The sequence below is a fragment of the Caenispirillum bisanense genome, from assembly GCF_039523075.1.
GTDB classification, from domain to species: domain Bacteria; phylum Pseudomonadota; class Alphaproteobacteria; order Rhodospirillales; family Rhodospirillaceae; genus Caenispirillum; species Caenispirillum bisanense.
Map to the genome: position 1 here is coordinate 41,539 of NZ_BAAAEP010000004.1, position 19,181 is coordinate 60,719.

Below are 19,181 nucleotides of genomic sequence, written 5' to 3' on the forward strand. Positions count from 1 at the left end.
GCTGATGAAGATCGCCCGCCTGATGCCGGCCGCCGTGGTGGCGCCGCTGCCGGCCGCCGCTGCCGCCGACCTCGCCGCCTGGACCGCCGCCCACGACCTGCCGCGGGTGGCGGCGGCCGACATCCTGGGGTACGAGGAAACCGCCGCCCGCACGCTGGCCCTGGTCGGCGATGCCCGGGTGCCGCTGGAGGGGGCGGAGAACGCCCGCATCCTCGCCTTCCGCCCCGCCGACGGCGGCACCGAGCACCTCGCCATCCTCATCGGCGAGCCCGACCCGGCGCAGCCGGTGCTGGCGCGGCTGCATTCGGAATGCTTCACCGGCGACCTGCTCGGCTCGCTGCGCTGCGACTGCGGCGACCAGCTGCGCGGTGCCATCGAGGCGATTTCCGCCGCTGGCGCCGGCGTGCTGCTCTACCTCGCCCAGGAAGGGCGCGGCATCGGTCTCGTCAACAAGCTGCGCGCCTATACCCTGCAGGATCAGGGCTACGACACCGTCGATGCCAACCGCCAGCTGGGCTTCGACGACGACGAGCGCATCTACGCCCCGGCGGCGGAGATGCTGCGCCGGCTCGGCTTCGGCGCCGTGCGGCTGATGACCAACAACCCGCTGAAGGTGGACCAGCTGGCCCGCCACGGCATCACGGTGACCGAGCGGGTGCCGCACGTCTTCCCCTCCAACCCCCACAACCTGCGCTACCTGGAAGCCAAGGCGAAGCGCAGCGGGCATCTGTTCTAGGGGTTCGGGCGGCGCCGTCGTCCGCTCCGCCCTGCTATTCCGCCGCCGCCTCGTCCTCGCCGAACTCCAGCCGCTGGATGCGGTCGCCACGGCGGGTCAGGCGGTCGGTGGAGGTGCGGATCTGGCGCACGTCCTCCACCGCCTGGTCGAAGTGGCGGGCGAGCTTGCCCACCCGGTCGTCCAGCCGCCCCAGATCGTCCATCAGCGCCCGCACCTCGGCCTGGATGAGGGCGGCCTGTTCCTGCATGCGGGCATCCTTCAGCACCGCCCGCACGGTGTTGAGCGTCGCCATCAGCGTGGTCGGCGACACGATCCACACCTTGGCCCGCCAGCTTGCCTCCACCACCTGCGGGAAGCGGGCGTGCAGCTCGGCATAGATCGCCTCCGACGGCAGGAACATGAGCGCGCTGTCGGCGGTCTCGCCCGGCACCAGATAGCGCTCGGCGATGTCCTTCACGTGCTTGCCGACGGCGGCGGCGAAGGCGCGGCCGGCCTGCACCCGCGCCGCCTCGTCCCCGCCGGCGTGGGCGTCGCGCAGGGCGTGCCAGCTTTCCAGCGGGAACTTGGCGTCGATGCAGATGGGCCCCGGCGGCTGCGGCAGGCGGATCAGGCAGTCGGCGCGGCGGCCGTTGCCCAGCGTCACCTGGAAGCCGTAGGCCGAGGGCGGCAGGCAGGCCGTCACCAGATCGTGCAGCTGCACCTCGCCGAAGGCGCCGCGCGCCTGCTTGTTGCCCAGCACCTCCTGCAGCGCCACCACCTGTCCCGACAGTTCGGTGATGGTGGCCTGGGCGCGGTCGATGACCGCCAGCCGCTCGCGCACCTCGGTCAGGGTGGCGGCGGTGCGGTCGCCGGAGCGTTGCAGCACTTCGGCCAGCGCCCGTTCCTGCGCCTGCAGCCGCGCCGCCACCTGATCGGCCATGCGCGCCTGGGCGTCGGCCAGCTGCGCCACCCGCCCCGCCACGTCGGACCCGACTCCGTCGTTGCCGACGCCGCCACCCCGGCGCAGCAGCAGCAGCGCCACCGCCAGCGCCCCGATCACCGCCAGCAGAACGAGCACGATCCAGCCGGATGCGTCCATGGGTTCATCGCCCTCTTGTCGCCATCGTTTCCTGATGGTCTACAGAAACGGCGCACCCGCCGCAATGAAATTGGATCAAAAGGAGAACGCGCATGTCCGCTGCCCGTCCTTTCGCCGCGGCCTTTCTTGTCGCACTGGCGGCTACGTCCGCCGCCCGGGCCGAGGCGCCCGTGGTGACGGCCGCCGAGGGCGACCGGCAGGGCCTCGCGCTGACGATCTACAACCAGGGTTCGGCGCTGGTCAGCGACCGCCGTGCCGTCTCCCTGCCCGCCGGCGAGGCGCGGCTGGAGTTCCCCGGCCTGCCGCGCGAGGTGCAGGATACCGGCGCCGTGCTGCGCGCCGACGGCGTCGCGGTGCTGCGTCAGTCGGTCGATACCGCCCTGCCCACCGACGACACCCTGCTGACCGCCCTGGTCGGCCAGGAAATCGGGTTCGAGCGCGTCAATCCCGCCACCGGCGCGGTGGAGGTGGTGCGCGGTCGCCTGCTGTCGGCGCCGCCGGCGCTGCTGGTGGAGGTGGACGGCCGCATCCGCACCACCCTGCCGGGCGACCCGGTCTACGACAGCCTGCCCGGCTCGGTCCGCCTGCAACCGGCGTGGAGCGGGCTGGTGAAGGCCGACAAGGCGGTGCAGCAGGCGACCCTGTCCTACCTCACCGGCGGCCTCGGCTGGCGGGCGGAGTACATGATCACCCTGGCCCGCGACGGCAGGACGCTGGACATCGACGCGCTGGCCAGCCTGCACAACGGCACCGCCACCAGCTATCCGGCGGCGGCGGTGAAGCTGGTGGCCGGCGACATCGCGCGGCCGCCGGAAGACCAGATGATGATGGCCAAGGCCGGCCGTGGCGGCATGGAAATGGCGGCCATGCCGGCGGCGGCGCCCCAGATGGCCGATGCGGCGCGCGAGCAGATCGGCGCCTTCCACCTCTACACCCTCGACGGCGCCGTCGACATTCCCGCCGGCCGCACCGTGCAGCACGCCCTGCTGGCCGCCCGCGGCGTGCCGGTGACGACGGAGTACTACCTCGATGGTCCGCCGCACGTCATCTACAACCAGATCCCCGAGGAACAGCCGGCCCACGTGGAAACCCGCCTGACCTTCCGCAACAGCACCGAGTCGAAGCTCGGCAAGCCGCTGCCGGCCGGCACCGCGCGGGTCTTCGCCCCCGATGCCTCCGGCGCGCTGCAGCTGGTGGGGGCGGCGCGGCTCGACCACATCGGCGAGGGCCGCACCGCCTACGTCAGCCTCGGCCGCGCCTTCGACGTGACGGCGACGCGGGTGCAGACCGACTTCAAGCGCCTGTCCGACCGCATGACCGAAAGCGCCCACCGCATCACCCTCGCCAACGGCAGCGACAAGCCGGTGACCGTGCTGGTGCGCGAGACCATCGGCGGCCAGTGGGAGATGCTGGAGGCCTCCGCCCCCCACGACAAGACCCGCTCCGACCAGGCCTCCTGGACGGTCGAGGTTCCCGCCAAGGGCGAGGCGCAGGTGACTTACCGGGTGCGGGCGCAGTTCTGACGCCGCCGACGCCGCACGGCCGCCCTCCGGCAGGGTGGCCGTGTCCGTCATCGGGCGAGGATGGCGTGGCTTACACGGAAAGTTTAACTTTACTTGCCCCTCAGAGGCGCCTATCTGGGCCGCTGTTGCTGCCGCATCGGGCAGCCTTTCACCCACAGGAAGACCGATGGACGACCCGTCTAGTAGATCCGCCTGGATTTCCACTCGACAGAAGGCACCCCGCCGGGGCTGCCGGGCTGTGCTGCCGTTGCGTGCGGTGACCGCCGGGTCCGTCTGACCTGCCGGCACGCCTCCGCCGGTTGCGCCGCCCAGCGGCGCGACGGGGCAGGAGACCGTGCCATGACCGAAACCACCACCAACACCACCCTCATCCTGGCCAAGGCCATCCAGGAGTTCCTGCGCGCCGGCAATGCCGAGTCCGTGCGCGTGGTCCTGCGCGACCAGCACCCGGCCGATATCGCCAACATCCTCGCCGGGCTGGACACCGGGCCGACCCTCACCGTGCTGCGCATGCTGTCGCCGGTGGACCAGGCCTGCACCTTCGGCTACCTGCCGCTGGAGCAGCAGGTCGCCATCGCCCGCGCCCTCGGCCGCCGCGATCTGGTCGACCTCATCCGCAACATGGAATCCGACGAACGCGCCGACCTCTACAACCGCCTGTCGGAGGAGGAGCAGGAGGCCCTGCTGCCCGGCCTCGCCCAGGCGGAGCGCGACGACATCCGCAAGCTGGCCGCCTACCGCGAGGGGACCGCCGGGGCCATCATGACCTCGGACTACGCCACCCTCACCGCCGGCCTCACCGCCGCCCAGGCCATCGCCAAGCTGCGGCGCGAGGCGCCGGACAAGGAAACCATCTACGAGGCCTATGTGGTCGACGACGACCGCCGGCTGGTGGGGGCGGTGTCGCTGCAGGATCTCATCCTGGCCGATCCGGCGGCGACCATCGGCGCCATCATGCGGCACGACGTGCCGTTCGCGCGGGTGGAGGACGACCAGGCCGAGGTGGCGCGCCTCATCGCCCGCTACGACGCCATCGCCCTGCCGGTCATCAACGGCGGCGACAAGCTGGTCGGCATCGTCACCTATGACGACGCCATGGACGTGGCCGAGCAGGAAGCGACGGAAGACTTCCACCGCCACGGCTCCATGGCCGCCATGGCGGTCAGCATGAAGGACGCCACCATCGCCACGCTGTACCGCAAGCGGGTGTTCTGGCTGGTGGTGCTGGTGTTCGGCAACATCTTCTCCGGCGCCGGCATCGCCTATTTCGAAGACACCATCGCCGCCTATGTGGCGCTGGTGTTCTTCCTGCCGCTGCTGATCGACAGCGGCGGCAACGCCGGCTCGCAGGCGGCGACGCTGATGGTGCGCGCCCTCGCCACCGGCGAGGTGGTCATGCGCGACTGGACCCGCATGCTGGGGCGGGAAGTGCTGGTGGCCGCCGGCCTGGGCGTGACAATGGCGGTGGCGGTGTCGCTGCTCGGCCTCTACCGCGGCGGGGCGGAGATTGCCGTGGTGGTGGCTTTGACCATGGTGCTGGTGGTGGTGGTCGGCAGCGTCATCGGCATGAGCCTGCCGTTCCTGCTCAGCCGCTTCCGCTTCGATCCGGCCACGGCCAGCGGGCCGCTCATCACTTCCATCGCCGATGCGGCGGGCGTGATCATCTACTTCACCATCGCGACGGCCATCCTGCTGCCGGACGTGGCGGGGTGAGGCCGGGTCGGGGCCGATTGCCGGGGCTTGCGCCGGCGGCGTGGGCGGCTACTCTGGCGGCATGACCCGCAAGAAGATCGCCGACCTCTACGCCCGCCTGCGCAGCCTCGACCCCGAACCGAAGGGCGAGCTGAACTACGTCAACCCCTTCACCCTGCTGGTGGCCGTGGTGCTGTCGGCCCAGGCCACCGACAAGGGCGTCAACAAGGCCACCGGACCGCTGTTCCAGGTGGCCGACACGCCGGAGAAGATGCTGGCGCTGGGGGAGGACGGGGTCACCGACTACATCAAGACCATCGGCCTGTTCCGCTCCAAGGCCAAGGCGGTCATCGGCCTGTCGCGGCGGCTGATCGACGAGAAGGGCGGCGAAGTGCCGGCCGACCGCGATTACCTGGAGACCCTGCCGGGGGTCGGCCGCAAGACCGCCAACGTGGTCATGAACATAGCCTTCGGCCACCCCTGCATCGCCGTCGACACCCACATCTTCCGCGTCGCCAACCGCACCGGCATGGCGCCGGGCAAGACCCCGGCGCAGGTGGAAACGGCGCTGGAGAAAGTGACGCCCGACGAATTCCGCCTGCACGCCCACCACTGGCTGATCCTGCACGGCCGCTACATCTGCAAGGCCCGCAAGCCGGAATGCTGGCGCTGCCCGATCACCGACCTCTGCGCCTACAAACCGAAGACCCCGGCGCCGGCGGGCTGATCCGGCCGGCCGTGAGCGCCGCCAGGCAGGCGATCAGGACGCGCCGTCGGTACGCCCGCTGTCCGGTGCCGGTACCGCCTGAAGGGTGACTCCCAGGGCATGCATGACCCTGACGATGGTGTCGTAGCGGGGCTTCGCGCCCGGAGACAGGGCCTTGTACAGGCTTTCGCGCCCGAGGCCGGCATCGCGCGCCAGTTGGGCCATGCCTCGCGCCCGTGCCACATCCTTGATGGCCGCGAGAAGCACCGCAGGATCGGGGTCTTCCATCGCCGCGGTCAGATATTCCGCCACTGTTTCTTCGTCGGTCAGGTAATCGGCCGCGTCGAAGGGTGCAACGGTGATGGACATGATTACCTCTTCGCCAGTTCGCGAGCCATCGCCTGGGCTTCCGCAATATCCTTGCCTTGGGAGGACTTGTCGCCGCCGCATAGCAGCAGATAAACCACCTCGCCCGTCCGCATGTAATAGAGGCGATATCCCGGCCCCGCATGTACGCGCATTTCGAAGACGCCCTCTCCCACCGCCTTGCAGTCGCCGAAGCGGCCGAGTTCGGCCGCTCTGAGACGCTTAAGAATGCGCGCCTTAGCCTGTCTGTCCCGAAGGCGCGACAGCCAGCGATCGAAGGCGTCCGTGCGGTAAAAAGTGATCATCGCCGGGTAAGCGTATCCATTCAGATACGCCTGGGCAACCCGTTGTGCAAGAGGCTAGGGCGTGCGGGCGCTACGACGGGCCGCGCCGCCGGCGTCCCCCCGATCAGCGGCGAGTGACGCCCCCTCGCCCTCCCCCGCCGCCGCCAGGGGCGGCGGGGAGTGGAAGGTGGTGAGGCGGCCGGCGGGCGGGCGTTGGCCGAGGGCGTTCATGCGCGCCAGCAGGGTGGCGGCCAGCTGATCGTGGCGCGGGGGGTCGTCGCTGGTGGTCATCCGGCGGCCCTGATGGCGTCAGCCGTCGAAGTGCTTGGGTTCGACGATGGTGAAGCTGGAGGTGTCGTTCTTCGGCCGCTCGCTCTTCAGCGTCTTGCCGGTGACCAGGTAGTGGGTCATCTCGGCCAGGTTGGTGGCCTGGTCGCCGATGCGCTCCAGGTTCTTGGCCACGAACAGCAGATGGGTGCACGGCGTGATGTTGCGCGTGTCTTCCATCATGTAGGTCAGCAGTTCGCGGAACAGGCTGGAATAGAAGTCGTCGACCTCGCTGTCGCGGTTGCGCACGGTGATGGCGCGGTCGAGGTCGCGGCGCAGGTAGGCATCCACCGACTGCTTCAGCATGTCGAGCACCAGCCAGCCCATGCGCACCGCCGACTTCAGCGGCGGCACCGCCGGGCTTTCGTGCAGCACATGCACCCGCTTGGCGCAGGAGGCGGCGTGATCGCCCACCCGCTCCAGGGTCGCCGCCGCCTTCAGCGACTGGATGATGGCGCGCAGGTCGTCGGCCACCGGCTGGCGCAGGGCCAGCATGCGGATGGCGAATTCCTCCACCTGGGTGTGGACGGCGTCGATCTGGTGGTCGTCTTCCACCACCTGCTTGGCCTTGGCCTCGTCGCCGTCGAGGACGGCCTGCAGGGCGTTGGCCATCTGGGTTTCGGCCAGGCCGCCCATGCGGGCGATCATCTCGTTGAGGTGGGCCAGTTCCTCGTCAAAGGAACGGACGGTATGGGGATCGCCGAAGCCGACCATGGCGCGAGGCCTCCTGCACAAGGGAACAGGCGCACCATATGCGCCCTTTGCCGCAACATTTACAGCAACGTCCTTGTCATGAAAGTTAAATTTACGAGGCAATGGTGCCGGTTGCGGGCGGCGTCAGCGGCAGGTGGACGGTGAACACCGAGCCCTCGCCCACCGCCGAGTCGATGGTCAGGGCGCCGCGGTGGCGGGCGACGATGTGCTTGACGATGGCGAGCCCGAGACCGGTGCCGCCGAGCTTGCGCGACCGCGCCGTATCCACCCGGTAGAACCGTTCCGTCAGGCGCGGCAGATGCTCCTTGGCGATGCCCTCGCCGCGGTCGCGCACCGACACCCGCAGGCACGGCCCGCGGCTGGTGGCCGGCATGTTGGCGGGGCCGCGCGGCACCACCACCAGGGTGACGTCCACCGTCGTCTCCTCGCGCCCGTACTTGAGGGCGTTGGCGAGCAGGTTCTGGAACACCTGCGCCAGTTCGTCGCGCTCCCCCGGCACGGTGGGGATGGGCGCCGGCACGTGCACCTGCACCGCCATGCCCTTCTTGCGCGCCTGCGGCTCCAGCCCTTCCACTGTGCGGTCGATGATCTCGCGCAGGTCGGCGGTGCCGGTGGGCGGCGTGTGTTCGTGCAGTTCGATGCGCGACAGGCTGAGCAGATCCTCGATCAGCCGCCGCATGCGCTCCGCCTGGTCCTGCATGATGGCGAGGAAGCGCTCGCGCGCCTCGGCATCGTCGCGGGCGGGGCCGCGCAGCGTCTCGATGAAGCCGAGCAGGCTGGCGAGCGGCGTGCGCAGTTCGTGGCTGGCATTGGCGACGAAGTCGGCGCGCATCTCCTCCATGCGGATCAGGGTGGTGATGTCGTGCAGCACCATCAGCACCTGGGCGCCGTCCAGGGCCGGCATGGCCAGCGGCTCCACCACCAGGGTGAAGGTGCGGCCGGAGGGGGCGGACTGGGTGAACTGCAACTGCCGGCCGGTGCCGCCGGCCATCACCTCGGCCACCGCCTCCAGCACGTCGGGGGCGCGCAGGATGGTGGCGAGGTTCATGTCCTTCAGGTCGCGGCCGGCGAAGCGGCAGGCGGCACGGTTGGCCCAGGTGATGCGGCGGTCGGCGCCGATCATGATGAGCGGCTGCGGCAGGCTGTCGAGCACCGCTTCGGTGGAGCGCCCGGCGGCCTCCGCCTTCTGCCACCGCAGGCCCCAGTGGCGGGCCAGCTGGGCAGCGGCGGCGGTGACGTCGCGGGCGGCCTCCGACCACATCAGGTCGGGGGTGGAGGGCGGCACCGGCGTTGCCTCCGCCACCAGCCGGCGGATGTAGGAGACGGCGGTGTGGAAGTCGGTGGCGAACAGCCGCACCAGGGCGGCGGTGCCGAAGAACACCGCCAGGCCCCAGCCGATGGCCGGCACCACCTTCAACTGACCGGCCAGCACCATGGCGATGAAGGCGACGGCCGTCGGCACGCAGACCAGCGCCGTCAGCCCCATCACCCGGGCGAACGGCGCCGGTGCCCGGCGGGCGGGCGGCAGCGGCGGTGCGTCGAAGCTGTCGGGCATGGGCTCCTCCGCCGGTTCCGCTGCCGCTGCCGATGACGATGCCAATGCCGGGCCGACCGCCGCCGCCGCTGCCTGGGTCACCTCAGCGCTTCACGGCGTCGTGGGCCGCCAGCACCGCCATGTGAACCATGTCGGAAACGGTGGCATCCATGTTGACGATCTGCGCCGGCTGCGACAGGCCCATGAGGATCGGCCCGATCACCGTGCCGCCGCCCAGCTTCTGCAACAGCTTGTAGCTGATGTTGGCGGAGTGCAGGCCGGGCATGATGAGCACGTTGGCCGGCCCCGACAGGCGGGTGAAGGGGTACTTTTCCTGCAGTTCGGGGTCGAGGGCGGTATCGGCGCCCATCTCGCCGTCGTACTCGAAGTCGACGCCGCGCTTTTCCAGCTCGGCGACGGCCAGGCGCACATGGCCCGGGACCTCGCCCTCGGGGTTGCCGAAGTTGGAGTAGGACAGCAGCGCCACGCGCGGCTCGTGCCCCATCTGGCGGGCCTTTTCCGCCGTCTGAACGGCGATGTCGGCCAGCTGCTGGGCGGTCGGCGTCTCGTGCACGGTGGTGTCGGCGATGAACACCGTGCGGCCGCGGATGACCATGACCGTCAGGCCGAACACCAGCTTGCCCGGCTCCGGGTCGATGACGCGGCGGATTTCGGTGAAGGCCTGGTAGTAGCTGCGGGTCAGGCCGGTGACCATGGCATCGGCATCGCCCGCCGCCACCATGGCGGCGGCGAAGATGTTGCGGTCCTGGTTCACCAGGCGCTGGGCGTCGCGGTAGAGGGCGCCCTTGCGCTGCAGCCGCTTGTAGAGGAAATCGGTGTAGCGGGCGTTGTGCTGCGACAGCTTGGCGTTGACGATCTCCAGCCCTTGCGCGGCGCCGGACAGGCCGAGCTGCTTCAGGGTCTCGGCGATGCGTTCCTCGCGCCCGACCAGGATGGCCTGGCCATAGCCGGCGTTGCGGTAGGCGAGCGCGGCGCGGATGGACTTTTCTTCCTCGCCCTCGGCGAAGACCACGCGCTGCGGGTGGCTGCTGACCTGATCGGCAATGGCCTGCAGGCTGGCCGCCGTCGGGTCCAGGCGGGCCGACAGTTCGTGGCGGTAGCCGTCCAGGTCGATGATCGGCCGGCGGGCGACGCCGGTATCCATGGCCGCCTGGGCGACGGCCGGCGGGATGGTGTAGATCAGCCGCGGGTCGAAGGGCACCGGGATGATGTATTCCGGCCCGAACCGCAGCTTGCGGCCGGAATAGGCGGCGGCCACCTCGTCGGGCACGTCCTCGCGCGCCAGGCTGGCGATGGCGCGGGCGGCGGCGATCTTCATGGCGTCGTTGATGGTCGTCGCCCGCACGTCCAGCGCCCCGCGGAAGATGTAGGGGAAGCCGAGCACGTTGTTGATCTGGTTGGCGTAGTCGGAGCGGCCGGTGGCGATGATGGCGTCGCCGCGCACCGACTGCACTTCCTCCGGGGTGATTTCCGGGTCGGGGTTGGCCATGGCGAAGATGATCGGGCGGTCGGCCATGCCTTCCACCATCTCGGGCGTCACGGCGCCCTTGACCGACAGGCCGAAGAACACGTCGGCGCCCTTCATGGCCTCTTCCAGCGTGCGCACGTCGGTGTCGATGGCGTGGGCGCTCTTCCACTGGTTGAGGTCGGTGCGGCCCTTGTGGATGACGCCCTTGGTGTCGCACAGGGTGACGTTGTCGTGGCGCACGCCCATGGCCTTGACCAGCTCGACGCAGGCGATGGCGGCGGCGCCGGCGCCGTTGACCACGATCTTCACCGTGTCGATGCTGCGGTTGGTCATCTCCAGGGCGTTCAGCAGGCCGGCGGCGGCGATGATGGCGGTGCCGTGCTGGTCGTCGTGGAAGACGGGAATGTCCATCATCTCGCGCAGCTGCTGCTCGATGATGAAGCACTCGGGCGCCTTGATGTCCTCCAGGTTGATGCCGCCGAAGGACGGGCCGAGGAAGCGCACGCAGTTGATGAATTCATCGACGTCGCGGGTATCGACTTCCAGGTCGATGGCGTCGACGTCGGCGAACTTCTTGAACAGGACCGCCTTGCCTTCCATCACCGGCTTGCCGGCCAGCGCGCCCAGGTCGCCCAGGCCCAGCACGGCGGTGCCGTTGGAGATGACGGCCACCAGGTTGCCCTTGGCGGTGTAGTCGTAGGCCAGCGACGGGTCGCGGGCGATTTCCATGCACGGCGCGGCGACGCCGGGGGAATAGGCCAGCGACAGGTCGCGCTGGGTGGTCAGCGGCTTGGTGGGCGTGATCTCGATCTTGCCCGGCCGCCCCGAGGCATGCATGAGCAGGCTTTCGTGCTCAAGATTGCGGCGGCTCTGCTTGCTGGTATCGTCTTCCATGATGCTGACCGTGTCCCCCGGGGATGCCAGCGGCGCCCCGGACGGTCGGTGGCGCCGCACGATGTGTTGAACTGTCTGAAAGGCAGGCGGCGCGCTTACGGTTCGGTGCGCGCCGGTCCGACGTGAAGATGGACGCTGCCGGCGCCGTGGCGGGTGAGGATGTCGCGCGCCGTCTGCTCCAGGCCCTCGGCGGCGCTGACGTCCACCCACAGGGCGACGGCGCCGGCCGCCAGTTCGCGGGCGAATTCGTCGGTGTCCGGCAGCGAGGTCACTTCCTCCACCAGATCGCGCACGGCGGCGATGCCGACGCCGGCGCCCACCAGGGCGGCGATGGCGGCGCCGGTCGGGCCGGAGGCGAGCGCGATCAGGCCGGCGCCCACCAGCGGCACCTCATAGCGCCACTCGGTCAGCACCAGCACCAGGCGCTCGCGGAACGACTGGCCGGAGGGGTCGCGCACGTCGATGGACTCGTGGCTGGTCAGCAGCGACAGGTCGGTGCGGTCGAACCCGGCCGCGCGCAGCTCCCGGATGGTCTTTTCCAGGCTGTCGCGGTCGGCGAACAGGCCGACCACTTCACGGTGTTCGGACGCGGTGGGCGTGGTGTCGGACAAGGAGATCGTTTCCCGTAGGCTTGGGGTTTCGAAACAAAACTGCGGGCGCGTATTCTGCCCCACAGGGCCCTTCATGCCTAGCCCCGCGTGAGGGTATAACGGCCCGGTCACGTCTTTCGCCCCACCGTATCCCAGCCGAAGCCGGAGCCCCCGTGTCCCTGACCGCAGGCAGCCCGACCCCCGCCCCCGACACCGCCGCCGACGACCTGGGTGATGCCGCCCTCGACGGCGCCACGCCGATGATGGCGCAGTACCTGGCGATCAAGCGCGAGCATGCCGACTGCGTGCTGTTCTACCGCATGGGCGATTTCTACGAGCTGTTCTTCGACGATGCCGTCAAGGCCGCCGAGGCCCTGGACATCGCGCTGACCAAGCGCGGCAAGCACCTGGGCGAGGACATTCCCATGTGCGGCGTGCCGGTGCATTCGCACGAGGCGTACCTGTCCAAGCTCATCCGCAAGGGCTTCAAGGTCGCCGTGTGCGAGCAGATGGAAGACCCGGCGGAGGCCCGCAAGCGCGGCGGCAAGGCGCTGGTGCGGCGGGAGGCGGTGCGCATCGTCACCCCCGGCACCCTGACCGAGGACAGCCTGCTCGATGCCCGTCGCCACAATTATCTGGCGGCGGTGGCCGATGCCGGCGGCGCGCTCGGGCTTGCGTGGCTGGATGTCTCCACCGGCGCCTTCACCTGCCAGCCGGTGGCGGAGGCGACGGTCGCCGCCGCCCTCGCCCGCCTCGCCCCGGGCGAGCTGCTGGCACCCGACCGCCTGTTGCAGCGCGAGGGCCTGTTCGAGGTCTTCGCCGAGTACAAGGACCGCCTCTCCCCCCTGCCGTCCGCCCGCTTCGACAGCACCAATGCCGCGCGGCGGCTGGAGGCGCTCTATGGCGTCAAGGCGCTGGATGCCTTCGGCGGCTTCTCGCGGGCCGAGATCGCGGCGGCCGGCACCCTGGTCGACTATGTGGAGCTGACCCAGAAGGGCAAGCTGCCGCGCATCGGCGCCCTGCGCCAGCTGGCGGCCGGCGCGGTGATGGAGATCGACGCCGCCACCCGCCGCAACCTGGAACTGGCCGAGACCCTGACCGGCGAGCGCAAGGGCTCGCTGCTGGCGGTCATCGACCGCACCGTCACCGGCGCCGGCGCCCGCCTGCTGGCCGCCCATCTGGCGGCGCCGCTGACCGATCCGGCGGCGGTGGCGGCGCTGCTGCCGGTGCTGCTGCGCTTCGTCGAGGCCGGCCGGGTGCGCGACGACGTGCGCGAGCGCCTGCGCCGCTGCCCCGACGTGGAGCGGGCGCTGACCCGCCTGTCGCTTGGCCGCGGCGGCCCCCGCGACCTCGCCAACGTGCGCGATGCCCTGGATCAGGTGCCGGGCCTGCGAGTGGCCATCACCGAAAGCGGCTTCGCCAGCGTACCCAAGGGGCTGGCGGAAACCTGCCGCCGCCTCGGCCGTCACGATGTGGTGGTGGAGCGGCTGACGCGGGCGCTGGCGCCCGACCTGCCGCTGCTCGCCCGCGACGGCGGCTTCATCGCCGCCGGCTATCATCCGCAGCTGGACGAGCTGCGGTCCCTGCGCGACGAAAGCCGCCGCCTCATCGCCGGGCTGCAGCAGACGTATATAGAGGCGACCGGCATCGCCTCGCTGAAGGTGAAGCACAACAACGTGCTCGGCTATTTCCTGGAGATGCCGGCCAAGCAGGGCGAGAAGCTGCTGGCCGACAAGGACGGCCCCTTCATCCACCGCCAGACCATGGCCAACGCGGTGCGCTTCACCACCGTCGACCTGTCGGAGCTGGAGGACAGGATCCGCGGCGCCGCCGACAAGGCGCTGGCCCTGGAACTGGAGCTGTTCGCCGATTTGGTGCGCGAGGTGCTGGACCGCGCCGCCGACATCGCCGCCGCCGCCGAGGCGCTGGCCGAACTGGACGTCCACGCCGGGCTGGCCGAACTGGCGGCGGATCAGCGCTACACCCGGCCGGAGGTGGAGGACGGCACCGCCTTCCTCATCCGTGGCGGCCGCCATCCGGTGGTGGAGGCGGCGCTTGCCCGCGCCAGCGAAGGCCCCTTCGTCGCCAACGACTGCGACCTCTCGGCCGAGCAGCGGCTGTGGCTCATCACCGGCCCCAACATGGCCGGTAAGTCCACCTTCCTGCGGCAGAACGCGCTGATTGCCATCCTCGCCCAGATGGGCAGCTTCGTGCCGGCCGACAGCGCCCGCATCGGCGTGGTCGACCGCCTGTTCTCCCGCGTCGGCGCCGCCGACGACCTGGCGCGCGGCCGCTCCACCTTCATGGTGGAGATGGTGGAGACCGCCGCCATCCTGAACCAGGCGACCGAGCGCAGCCTCGTGATCCTGGACGAGATCGGCCGCGGCACCGCCACCTTCGACGGCCTTTCCATCGCCTGGGCGACGGTGGAGAACCTGCACGAGGTCAACCGCTGCCGCGCCCTGTTCGCCACCCACTACCACGAGCTGACGGCCCTGACCGCCCGGCTGGCCCGCCTGTCGTGCCATTCCATGCGCATCAAGGAATGGCAGGGCGAGGTGGTGTTCCTGCACGAGGTGGCGCCGGGGGCCGCCGACCGGTCCTACGGCATCCACGTCGCCAAGCTGGCCGGGCTGCCGCCGGCGGTGATCGCGCGGGCGGAAGAGGTGCTGGCGACCCTGGAGTCGGGCGAGCAGTCCTCGGCCATCACCCGCCTCGCCGACGACCTGCCGCTGTTCGCCGCCGCCGCCCGCAAAAGCGACCCGGCCCCGCCCGCCGGCGCCTCCACCGCTGCCGCCGCCGCCGCCGCGTCCGCCGGTCCGTCGCCGGTGGAGGCGGAACTGGCCGCCATCAACCCCGACGACCTGACCCCTCGGGCGGCGCTGGAGGCGCTGTACCGGCTGAAGGGGCTGCTGTAGCGGCGGCTTTTGCCCGGCAGGATTTGCCGGGGCGGCGGCGGGCGGCAGCCTGCGGCGGGGAAAGCGGCGGAAACCGGCGGGCGGCGAGTTGGACTCGCGTTTGCATAGGCCAGGGCGCAGCAGAGGGATACGCCCATGACCACCGTCGCCAACGCTCCGCTCGTCATCGACAACATCCGCCCCGGCGGTGCCGGTACGGGCGCGCCTGCCAACCAGGCGGCGAAGGGCGATGACGAGGTCTCGTTCTGGGACTTCGTGGACATCATCAACCCGCTGCAGCACCTGCCCATCATCTCCACCATCTACCGCGAGATCACCGGCGACACCATCAAGCCGCTGGCGCGCGTTGCCGGCGGGGCGCTGTTCGGCGGTGCCATCGGCGCCGCCGTGGCGGTGGTGACCGAAGTGGTGGAGGAAGCCGCCGGCCTCAACAACGGCGAGACGCTGCTGTCGCTGTTCAAGGGCGACGACGCCGCGCCGGCCGAGGGCGAGACCCAGCTTGCCGCCGCCGAGGCGGGCAAGGCCGGCGAAGGGGCCGGCAGCGCCGCCCTGCCGGCGTCCGCCGCCGCCCTGGCCTCGGCCATAGCGGCCGCGCCGGCGCAGCAGGCTCCGGCCGCCGCCGCCGCTGCCACTGCTGCCCCCGCCGCCGCCACCACCACCGTGGCCGGCGATGACGCCCGCTTCTTCCCCATGGCGCAGACCGCCGGCGTGGGGGCGAGCGCCGCCAACGCCAACTTCATGCCCATCCGCGGCAGCGACTTCCGCAATTCCGACGGCCTCGCCCGCATGCCGGCGCCGGAGAAGCGCCCCGCCGGTCTGGCCCCGCGCGCCCATGACCATGCCATGGTCGGCATGGCGCCGGCGCCGCGCCCGGCCTCCGCCGCCCTGGTGGCCCAGCAGGCCGACGATGGCGCCCAGTACCTGACGGTGCCGACCAAGGCCCAGATGGCCGCCGCCGAAACCGGCGCCGCCGTTTCCCAGGCCACCGCCGACGATGCCGTGCTGCGCTCGCTGCAGGCCCAGGGTCTGCAGGCCGAAGCCGCCAAGCATCCCATGCTGCAGGCCGCCCTGCGGCCGACCGCCGCCGCTGCCGCCGCCGCCGCCTCCCCGGCGGTGCCGGCCGCTGCCGCCGTCACTGGCGTGCGCGGCTTCTCCACCGCCGCCGACTCCCTGGCGGCTGCCGAGGCGGCGGGGGGTGCCGAGGGTGGCGTTCAGGAGGTGCCGGGCTGGTTCGACGGCGCTATGATGAAGGCGCTGGACCGCTATCAGCAGACCGGCCGCCTGACCACCGGTGCCGCCGCCGGCGCCTGAGCCGCCGCCCGCCGCACCACCGCCCCTGAGGGACCGTGGACCTGATCGTCGACCCTGCCGCCGGCGAGCTGATCGCCGGCCCCCGCCGCTATCGCTGCGCCCTCGGCAAGGGCGGCATCGTCGCTGACAAGCGGGAGGGGGACGGCGGCACGCCGGTCGGCCGTTTCCCGCTGCGGCAGGTGTTCTACCGCCCCGACCGCCTGCCGGCGCCGCCGGCCACCGCCCTGCCGGTGCAGGCCATCGCGCCCGCCGACGGCTGGTGCGACGCGCCGGACGATCCCGCCTACAACCGCCCCGTCACCCTGCCCTACCCCGCCAGCGCCGAAGCGATGTGGCGGGAGGATGCGGTCTACGACGTGGTGGTGGTGCTCGGCCACAACGACGATCCGCCGGTGCCGGGGCTCGGCAGCTGCATCTTCCTGCATGTGGCGCGGCCGGGCTACGCCCCCACCGAGGGCTGCGTCGCCCTCGCCCTGCCCGACCTGCTGGCGGTGCTGGCGGAGTGCCGGCCGGGCGACTGCCTCAGCGTGCCTTGTTGAGTTCCGCCGTCACCTGAGACGCCCGCGCCCCGCCGGCCCAGCCGAAGGCGTCGCGGCCGGTGTAGTCGGACAGGCGCGGGTCGCCGCCGGCCTGGACCAGCAGCCGCACCACGTTGACATGGCCGTTGCGGGCCGCCGCCATCAGCGGCGTGACGCCCTGGCGGTTCTGGGTGTTGGGCTTGGCGCCGCCGGCCAGCAGGCGTTCGACGACGGCACCATGGCCGATCTCCGCCGCCCAATAGAGGGCGGTGTTGCCGAGGCGGTCCGGCGCCTCGACGCGGGCGCCGTGCTGCAGCAGCTGGCCGATCATCTCCGGCCGGTTGGTGCGGGCCGCTACCACCAGCAGCGGCTGGCCCTCGTTGTCGGTGGCGCCGGGATTGCCGCCGCCGAGCAGGTAGGAGGTCAGCCCCTGGGCGTTGCCGTCGCGGATGTTCTCCACCACCTCCTTCTCGAAGCGGATGGTCATGTTGGCGGCGGCCGGCAGCGGCGCCAGCAGGAACACGGCGGCCAGCACGGCGGCGATGGCGGCGGTGACGGTGGGCAGCGGACGCGGCATGGCTCTCGTTTCCCCTGTGGCCTTACGACTCTTGTGCCGGCGGATTGTCCGACCGCGCCCCGATGCGGTCAAGCCACTCCAGCACCGCACCGACGTCCTCCACCGCCGGACCCGGCTCCGGCGGCGGCCGGCGGATCATCACCACCGGCAGGCCGAGGGCGCGGGCGGCGACGAGCTTGGCGTCGGTGGCGCCGCCGCCGCTCGCCTTGGTGACCACGGCGTCGATGCGGTGGCGGCGCAGCAGATCGGTTTCCGCTTCGGCGTCGAAGGGGCCGCGGCCGGTGACGACGGTGCAGCCGGGCAGCGGCGGCTGCGGCGGGGCGGCGATCATCCGCACCACGAAGGCGATGCCCGGCAGCGCCGCGAAGGGGGCGAGGTCGGCGGTGCCGAGGGTCAGCAGCACCCGCGTCGCCAGCCCCGGCAGGGCGGCGGCGGCCTCGGCGGCGGTATCCGCCATCAGCCAGCGGTCGCCCGGCTGCGGTTGCCACTCCGGCCGCCGCAGGCAGAGGCGCGGCACCCCGGCGGCGTCGCAGGCGAGGCGGGCATTCCGGCTGATGGCGGCGGCGAAGGGGTGGGTGGCGACGATCACCGCCGTCACCGCCTCCGCCCGCAGGAAGGCCGCTAGCCCCTCCGCCCCGCCGCAGCCGCCGCTGCGCACCCGGCCGGGCGGCAGGCGGGCCGGAGTGGTGCGGCCGGCGAGGGAATAGGTGACGGCAAGACGGTCGCCGAAGCGTTCCGCCACCGCCGCCGCCAGGGCCGCCGCCACATCCTCGCCGCCGAGGATCAGCAGGTGGGGCGCGGGCCGCTCAGGGTCCGGCACGGCCGACCTCCCGCCCCTGGCGGTCGAAGGCGATCACCTCCACCGCCACATGGCCGGCGACCACCGCCAGCGCCACTTCGCGGGCGCGGCGGCACAGCAGGTCGGCGAAGGGCCGCTCCAGCCCGGCGTCGCGGGCGATGTCCAGCACCGCCAGGGCGGTCACCGCCTGCCCGGCCGCCGCCACCGCCGCCGGCGGTGCCCCCAGGTCGGCCAGCACCGCCGCCAGCGCCGTCTGGTTCACCCGGCTGCGGCTGGAGTGCAGGTCCATGTTGCCGTCGGCCAGCTTGCTGATCTTGGCGAGGCCGCCGGCCAGGGTCAGGCGCTCCACCGGGTGGCGGCGCAGGTATTTCAGCACCGCGCCGGCGAAGTCGCCCATGTCGATCAGCGCCTCCTCCGGCACCGGATAGAGGCGGCGGGCGGCGGTTTCCGAGGTATTGCCGGTGGCCGCCAGCAGGTGGGCGCAGCCGGCGGCGCGGGCGACGTCGATGCCGCGGTGGATGCTGTGGATCCAGGCGGCGCAGGAATAGGGCACCACCACCCCGGTCGTCCCCAGCACCGACAGGCCGCCGACGATGCCGAGGCGGGGGTTCATGGTCTTCTGCGCCAAGGCCTCGCCGCCGGGAATGCTGACGGTCACCTCGGCATCCACCGGCCCGCCGGCGGCGGCCAGGGCCAGGTTGTCGGCGATCATGGCGCGCGGGCCGGGATTGATGGCGGGTTCCCCCGGCGGCAGCGGCAGCCCCGGCTTGGTGACGGTGCCGACGCCGTCCCCGGCGCGGAAGCGCAGGCCGCTGCCCGGCGGCAGCGGGCGCAGGGTGACGACGATCTCGGCGCCGTGGGTGACGTCGGGGTCGTCGCCGGCATCCTTGATGACCGAGGCGGTGGCGCTGCCGCCGTCGTCGGCAAGGACATGGCGGTTGAGGGCGAAGGCCGGCGTCAGGCCGCGCGGCAGCACGATCTCCACCGGGTCCGGGAAGGCGCCGGTGCGCAGGGCGGTCAGGCAGGCGCGCGCCGCCGCGGTGGCGCAGGCGCCCGTCGTCCAGCCTTTGCGGAGGGGGCGGGTGTCGGTCATGGGGCGATCCTACACCGCCGCCCCGGCCGCCG

At 71.7% G+C, this 19,181-nt stretch carries 18 protein-coding genes; 7 read left to right on the forward strand and 11 right to left on the reverse strand.

Annotation, left to right across the window (positions count from 1 at the left end; all coding sequences use genetic code 11):
* The coding region (ribA, locus tag ABD056_RS03770) for a GTP cyclohydrolase II (protein ID WP_343864548.1) at nucleotides 1–736 on the forward strand (736 nt) is incomplete at its 5' end.
* A 34-nt stretch (nucleotides 737–770) separates the two neighbouring features.
* Here the strand turns inward: ribA and ABD056_RS03775 are convergent.
* Nucleotides 771–1,814: a DNA recombination protein RmuC gene (locus ABD056_RS03775; protein WP_343864550.1), complete on the reverse strand. Its 1,044-nt coding sequence runs from the start codon at nucleotides 1,812–1,814 to the stop codon at nucleotides 771–773.
* A gap of 92 nt (nucleotides 1,815–1,906) precedes the next feature.
* On the opposite strand from ABD056_RS03775, the gene ABD056_RS03780 reads away from it, so the two are divergent.
* From ABD056_RS03780 to nth, 3 genes are all read left to right on the forward strand, one after another.
* The gene (locus ABD056_RS03780; RefSeq protein WP_343864552.1) at nucleotides 1,907–3,337 is read left to right on the forward strand and encodes a DUF4139 domain-containing protein; all 1,431 of its coding nucleotides are present in this window, start codon (nucleotides 1,907–1,909) and stop codon (nucleotides 3,335–3,337) included.
* A gap of 339 nt (nucleotides 3,338–3,676) precedes the next feature.
* Complete coding sequence (mgtE, locus tag ABD056_RS03785) at nucleotides 3,677–5,050, forward strand: magnesium transporter (RefSeq protein WP_343864554.1); 1,374 nt, start codon at nucleotides 3,677–3,679, stop codon at nucleotides 5,048–5,050.
* 61 nt (nucleotides 5,051–5,111) lie between these two features.
* On the forward strand, nucleotides 5,112–5,756 hold the full coding sequence (gene nth, locus ABD056_RS03790) for an endonuclease III (protein ID WP_343864556.1): 645 nt from the start codon (nucleotides 5,112–5,114) through the stop codon (nucleotides 5,754–5,756).
* A gap of 33 nt (nucleotides 5,757–5,789) precedes the next feature.
* Here the strand turns inward: nth and ABD056_RS03795 are convergent, their stop codons facing one another.
* From ABD056_RS03795 to ABD056_RS03825, 7 genes are all read right to left on the reverse strand, one after another.
* Complete coding sequence (locus ABD056_RS03795; protein ID WP_343864558.1) at nucleotides 5,790–6,104, reverse strand: addiction module antidote protein; 315 nt, start codon at nucleotides 6,102–6,104, stop codon at nucleotides 5,790–5,792.
* Between the two features lie 2 nt (nucleotides 6,105–6,106).
* Complete coding sequence (locus ABD056_RS03800; protein ID WP_343864559.1) at nucleotides 6,107–6,406, reverse strand: type II toxin-antitoxin system RelE/ParE family toxin; 300 nt, start codon at nucleotides 6,404–6,406, stop codon at nucleotides 6,107–6,109.
* Nucleotides 6,407–6,460: 54 nt separating this feature from the next.
* Complete coding sequence (locus ABD056_RS03805) at nucleotides 6,461–6,676, reverse strand: hypothetical protein (protein WP_343864560.1); 216 nt, start codon at nucleotides 6,674–6,676, stop codon at nucleotides 6,461–6,463.
* Between the two features lie 18 nt (nucleotides 6,677–6,694).
* The gene (gene phoU, locus ABD056_RS03810) at nucleotides 6,695–7,426 is read right to left on the reverse strand and encodes a phosphate signaling complex protein PhoU (RefSeq protein WP_343864561.1); all 732 of its coding nucleotides are present in this window, start codon (nucleotides 7,424–7,426) and stop codon (nucleotides 6,695–6,697) included.
* A gap of 91 nt (nucleotides 7,427–7,517) precedes the next feature.
* Nucleotides 7,518–8,981 carry an ATP-binding protein gene (locus ABD056_RS03815; RefSeq protein WP_343864562.1) on the reverse strand — a complete coding sequence of 488 codons (1,464 nt, stop codon included), beginning with the start codon at nucleotides 8,979–8,981 and terminating at the stop codon, nucleotides 7,518–7,520.
* Nucleotides 8,982–9,063: 82 nt separating this feature from the next.
* On the reverse strand, nucleotides 9,064–11,343 hold the full coding sequence (locus tag ABD056_RS03820; RefSeq protein WP_343864563.1) for an NADP-dependent malic enzyme: 2,280 nt from the start codon (nucleotides 11,341–11,343) through the stop codon (nucleotides 9,064–9,066).
* Between the two features lie 95 nt (nucleotides 11,344–11,438).
* Complete coding sequence (locus ABD056_RS03825; RefSeq protein WP_343864565.1) at nucleotides 11,439–11,954, reverse strand: hypothetical protein; 516 nt, start codon at nucleotides 11,952–11,954, stop codon at nucleotides 11,439–11,441.
* A gap of 239 nt (nucleotides 11,955–12,193) precedes the next feature.
* Between ABD056_RS03825 and mutS the strand changes: the two genes are divergently transcribed.
* The 3 genes from mutS to ABD056_RS03840 all read left to right on the forward strand — a co-directional run bounded on the left by mutS (nucleotide 12,194) and on the right by ABD056_RS03840 (nucleotide 16,701).
* Nucleotides 12,194–14,851 (forward strand): DNA mismatch repair protein MutS, encoded by a 2,658-nt coding sequence (gene mutS, locus ABD056_RS03830; RefSeq protein ID WP_343864676.1) that lies wholly within the window; start codon nucleotides 12,194–12,196, stop codon nucleotides 14,849–14,851.
* 135 nt (nucleotides 14,852–14,986) lie between these two features.
* Nucleotides 14,987–16,162: a hypothetical protein gene (locus ABD056_RS03835; RefSeq protein WP_343864567.1), complete on the forward strand. Its 1,176-nt coding sequence runs from the start codon at nucleotides 14,987–14,989 to the stop codon at nucleotides 16,160–16,162.
* Between the two features lie 35 nt (nucleotides 16,163–16,197).
* Nucleotides 16,198–16,701, forward strand: coding sequence for a L,D-transpeptidase family protein (locus tag ABD056_RS03840; RefSeq protein ID WP_343864568.1), 504 nt, complete (start codon nucleotides 16,198–16,200; stop codon nucleotides 16,699–16,701).
* On the opposite strand, the gene ABD056_RS03845 is transcribed toward ABD056_RS03840, so the two are convergent.
* The 3 genes from ABD056_RS03845 to ABD056_RS03855 are packed head-to-tail and all read right to left on the reverse strand — an operon-like array spanning nucleotide 16,685 to nucleotide 19,149.
* The gene (locus tag ABD056_RS03845; RefSeq protein ID WP_343864569.1) at nucleotides 16,685–17,257 is read right to left on the reverse strand and encodes an ankyrin repeat domain-containing protein; all 573 of its coding nucleotides are present in this window, start codon (nucleotides 17,255–17,257) and stop codon (nucleotides 16,685–16,687) included. The two genes, ABD056_RS03840 and ABD056_RS03845, sit on opposite strands and share 17 nt — an antisense overlap.
* 22 nt (nucleotides 17,258–17,279) lie before the next feature.
* Nucleotides 17,280–18,077: a cobalt-precorrin-6A reductase gene (locus ABD056_RS03850; RefSeq protein WP_343864570.1), complete on the reverse strand. Its 798-nt coding sequence runs from the start codon at nucleotides 18,075–18,077 to the stop codon at nucleotides 17,280–17,282.
* On the reverse strand, nucleotides 18,064–19,149 hold the full coding sequence (locus ABD056_RS03855; protein WP_343864573.1) for a cobalt-precorrin-5B (C(1))-methyltransferase: 1,086 nt from the start codon (nucleotides 19,147–19,149) through the stop codon (nucleotides 18,064–18,066). The genes ABD056_RS03850 and ABD056_RS03855 overlap by 14 nt, the downstream gene beginning before the upstream one ends.
* Nucleotides 19,150–19,181: the final 32 nt, after the last annotated feature.

What these genes read in the sequence shown, in the direction of transcription:
- ABD056_RS03815 (WP_343864562.1), bottom strand. Translation starts at nt 8,981, where the DNA reads ATGCCCGACAGCTTCGACGCACCGCCGCTGCCGCCCGCCCGCCGGGCA.
- mgtE (WP_343864554.1), top strand. Translation starts at nt 3,677, where the DNA reads ATGACCGAAACCACCACCAACACCACCCTCATCCTGGCCAAGGCCATC.
- ABD056_RS03795 (WP_343864558.1), bottom strand. Translation starts at nt 6,104, where the DNA reads ATGTCCATCACCGTTGCACCCTTCGACGCGGCCGATTACCTGACCGAC.
- phoU (WP_343864561.1), bottom strand. Translation starts at nt 7,426, where the DNA reads ATGGTCGGCTTCGGCGATCCCCATACCGTCCGTTCCTTTGACGAGGAA.
- ABD056_RS03800 (WP_343864559.1), bottom strand. Translation starts at nt 6,406, where the DNA reads ATGATCACTTTTTACCGCACGGACGCCTTCGATCGCTGGCTGTCGCGC.
- ABD056_RS03855 (WP_343864573.1), bottom strand. Translation starts at nt 19,149, where the DNA reads ATGACCGACACCCGCCCCCTCCGCAAAGGCTGGACGACGGGCGCCTGC.
- ABD056_RS03775 (WP_343864550.1), bottom strand. Translation starts at nt 1,814, where the DNA reads ATGGACGCATCCGGCTGGATCGTGCTCGTTCTGCTGGCGGTGATCGGG.
- ABD056_RS03845 (WP_343864569.1), bottom strand. Translation starts at nt 17,257, where the DNA reads ATGCCGCGTCCGCTGCCCACCGTCACCGCCGCCATCGCCGCCGTGCTG.
- ABD056_RS03805 (WP_343864560.1), bottom strand. Translation starts at nt 6,676, where the DNA reads ATGACCACCAGCGACGACCCCCCGCGCCACGATCAGCTGGCCGCCACC.
- mutS (WP_343864676.1), top strand. Translation starts at nt 12,194, where the DNA reads ATGATGGCGCAGTACCTGGCGATCAAGCGCGAGCATGCCGACTGCGTG.
- ABD056_RS03780 (WP_343864552.1), top strand. Translation starts at nt 1,907, where the DNA reads ATGTCCGCTGCCCGTCCTTTCGCCGCGGCCTTTCTTGTCGCACTGGCG.
- ABD056_RS03820 (WP_343864563.1), bottom strand. Translation starts at nt 11,343, where the DNA reads ATGGAAGACGATACCAGCAAGCAGAGCCGCCGCAATCTTGAGCACGAA.
- ABD056_RS03835 (WP_343864567.1), top strand. Translation starts at nt 14,987, where the DNA reads ATGACCACCGTCGCCAACGCTCCGCTCGTCATCGACAACATCCGCCCC.
- nth (WP_343864556.1), top strand. Translation starts at nt 5,112, where the DNA reads ATGACCCGCAAGAAGATCGCCGACCTCTACGCCCGCCTGCGCAGCCTC.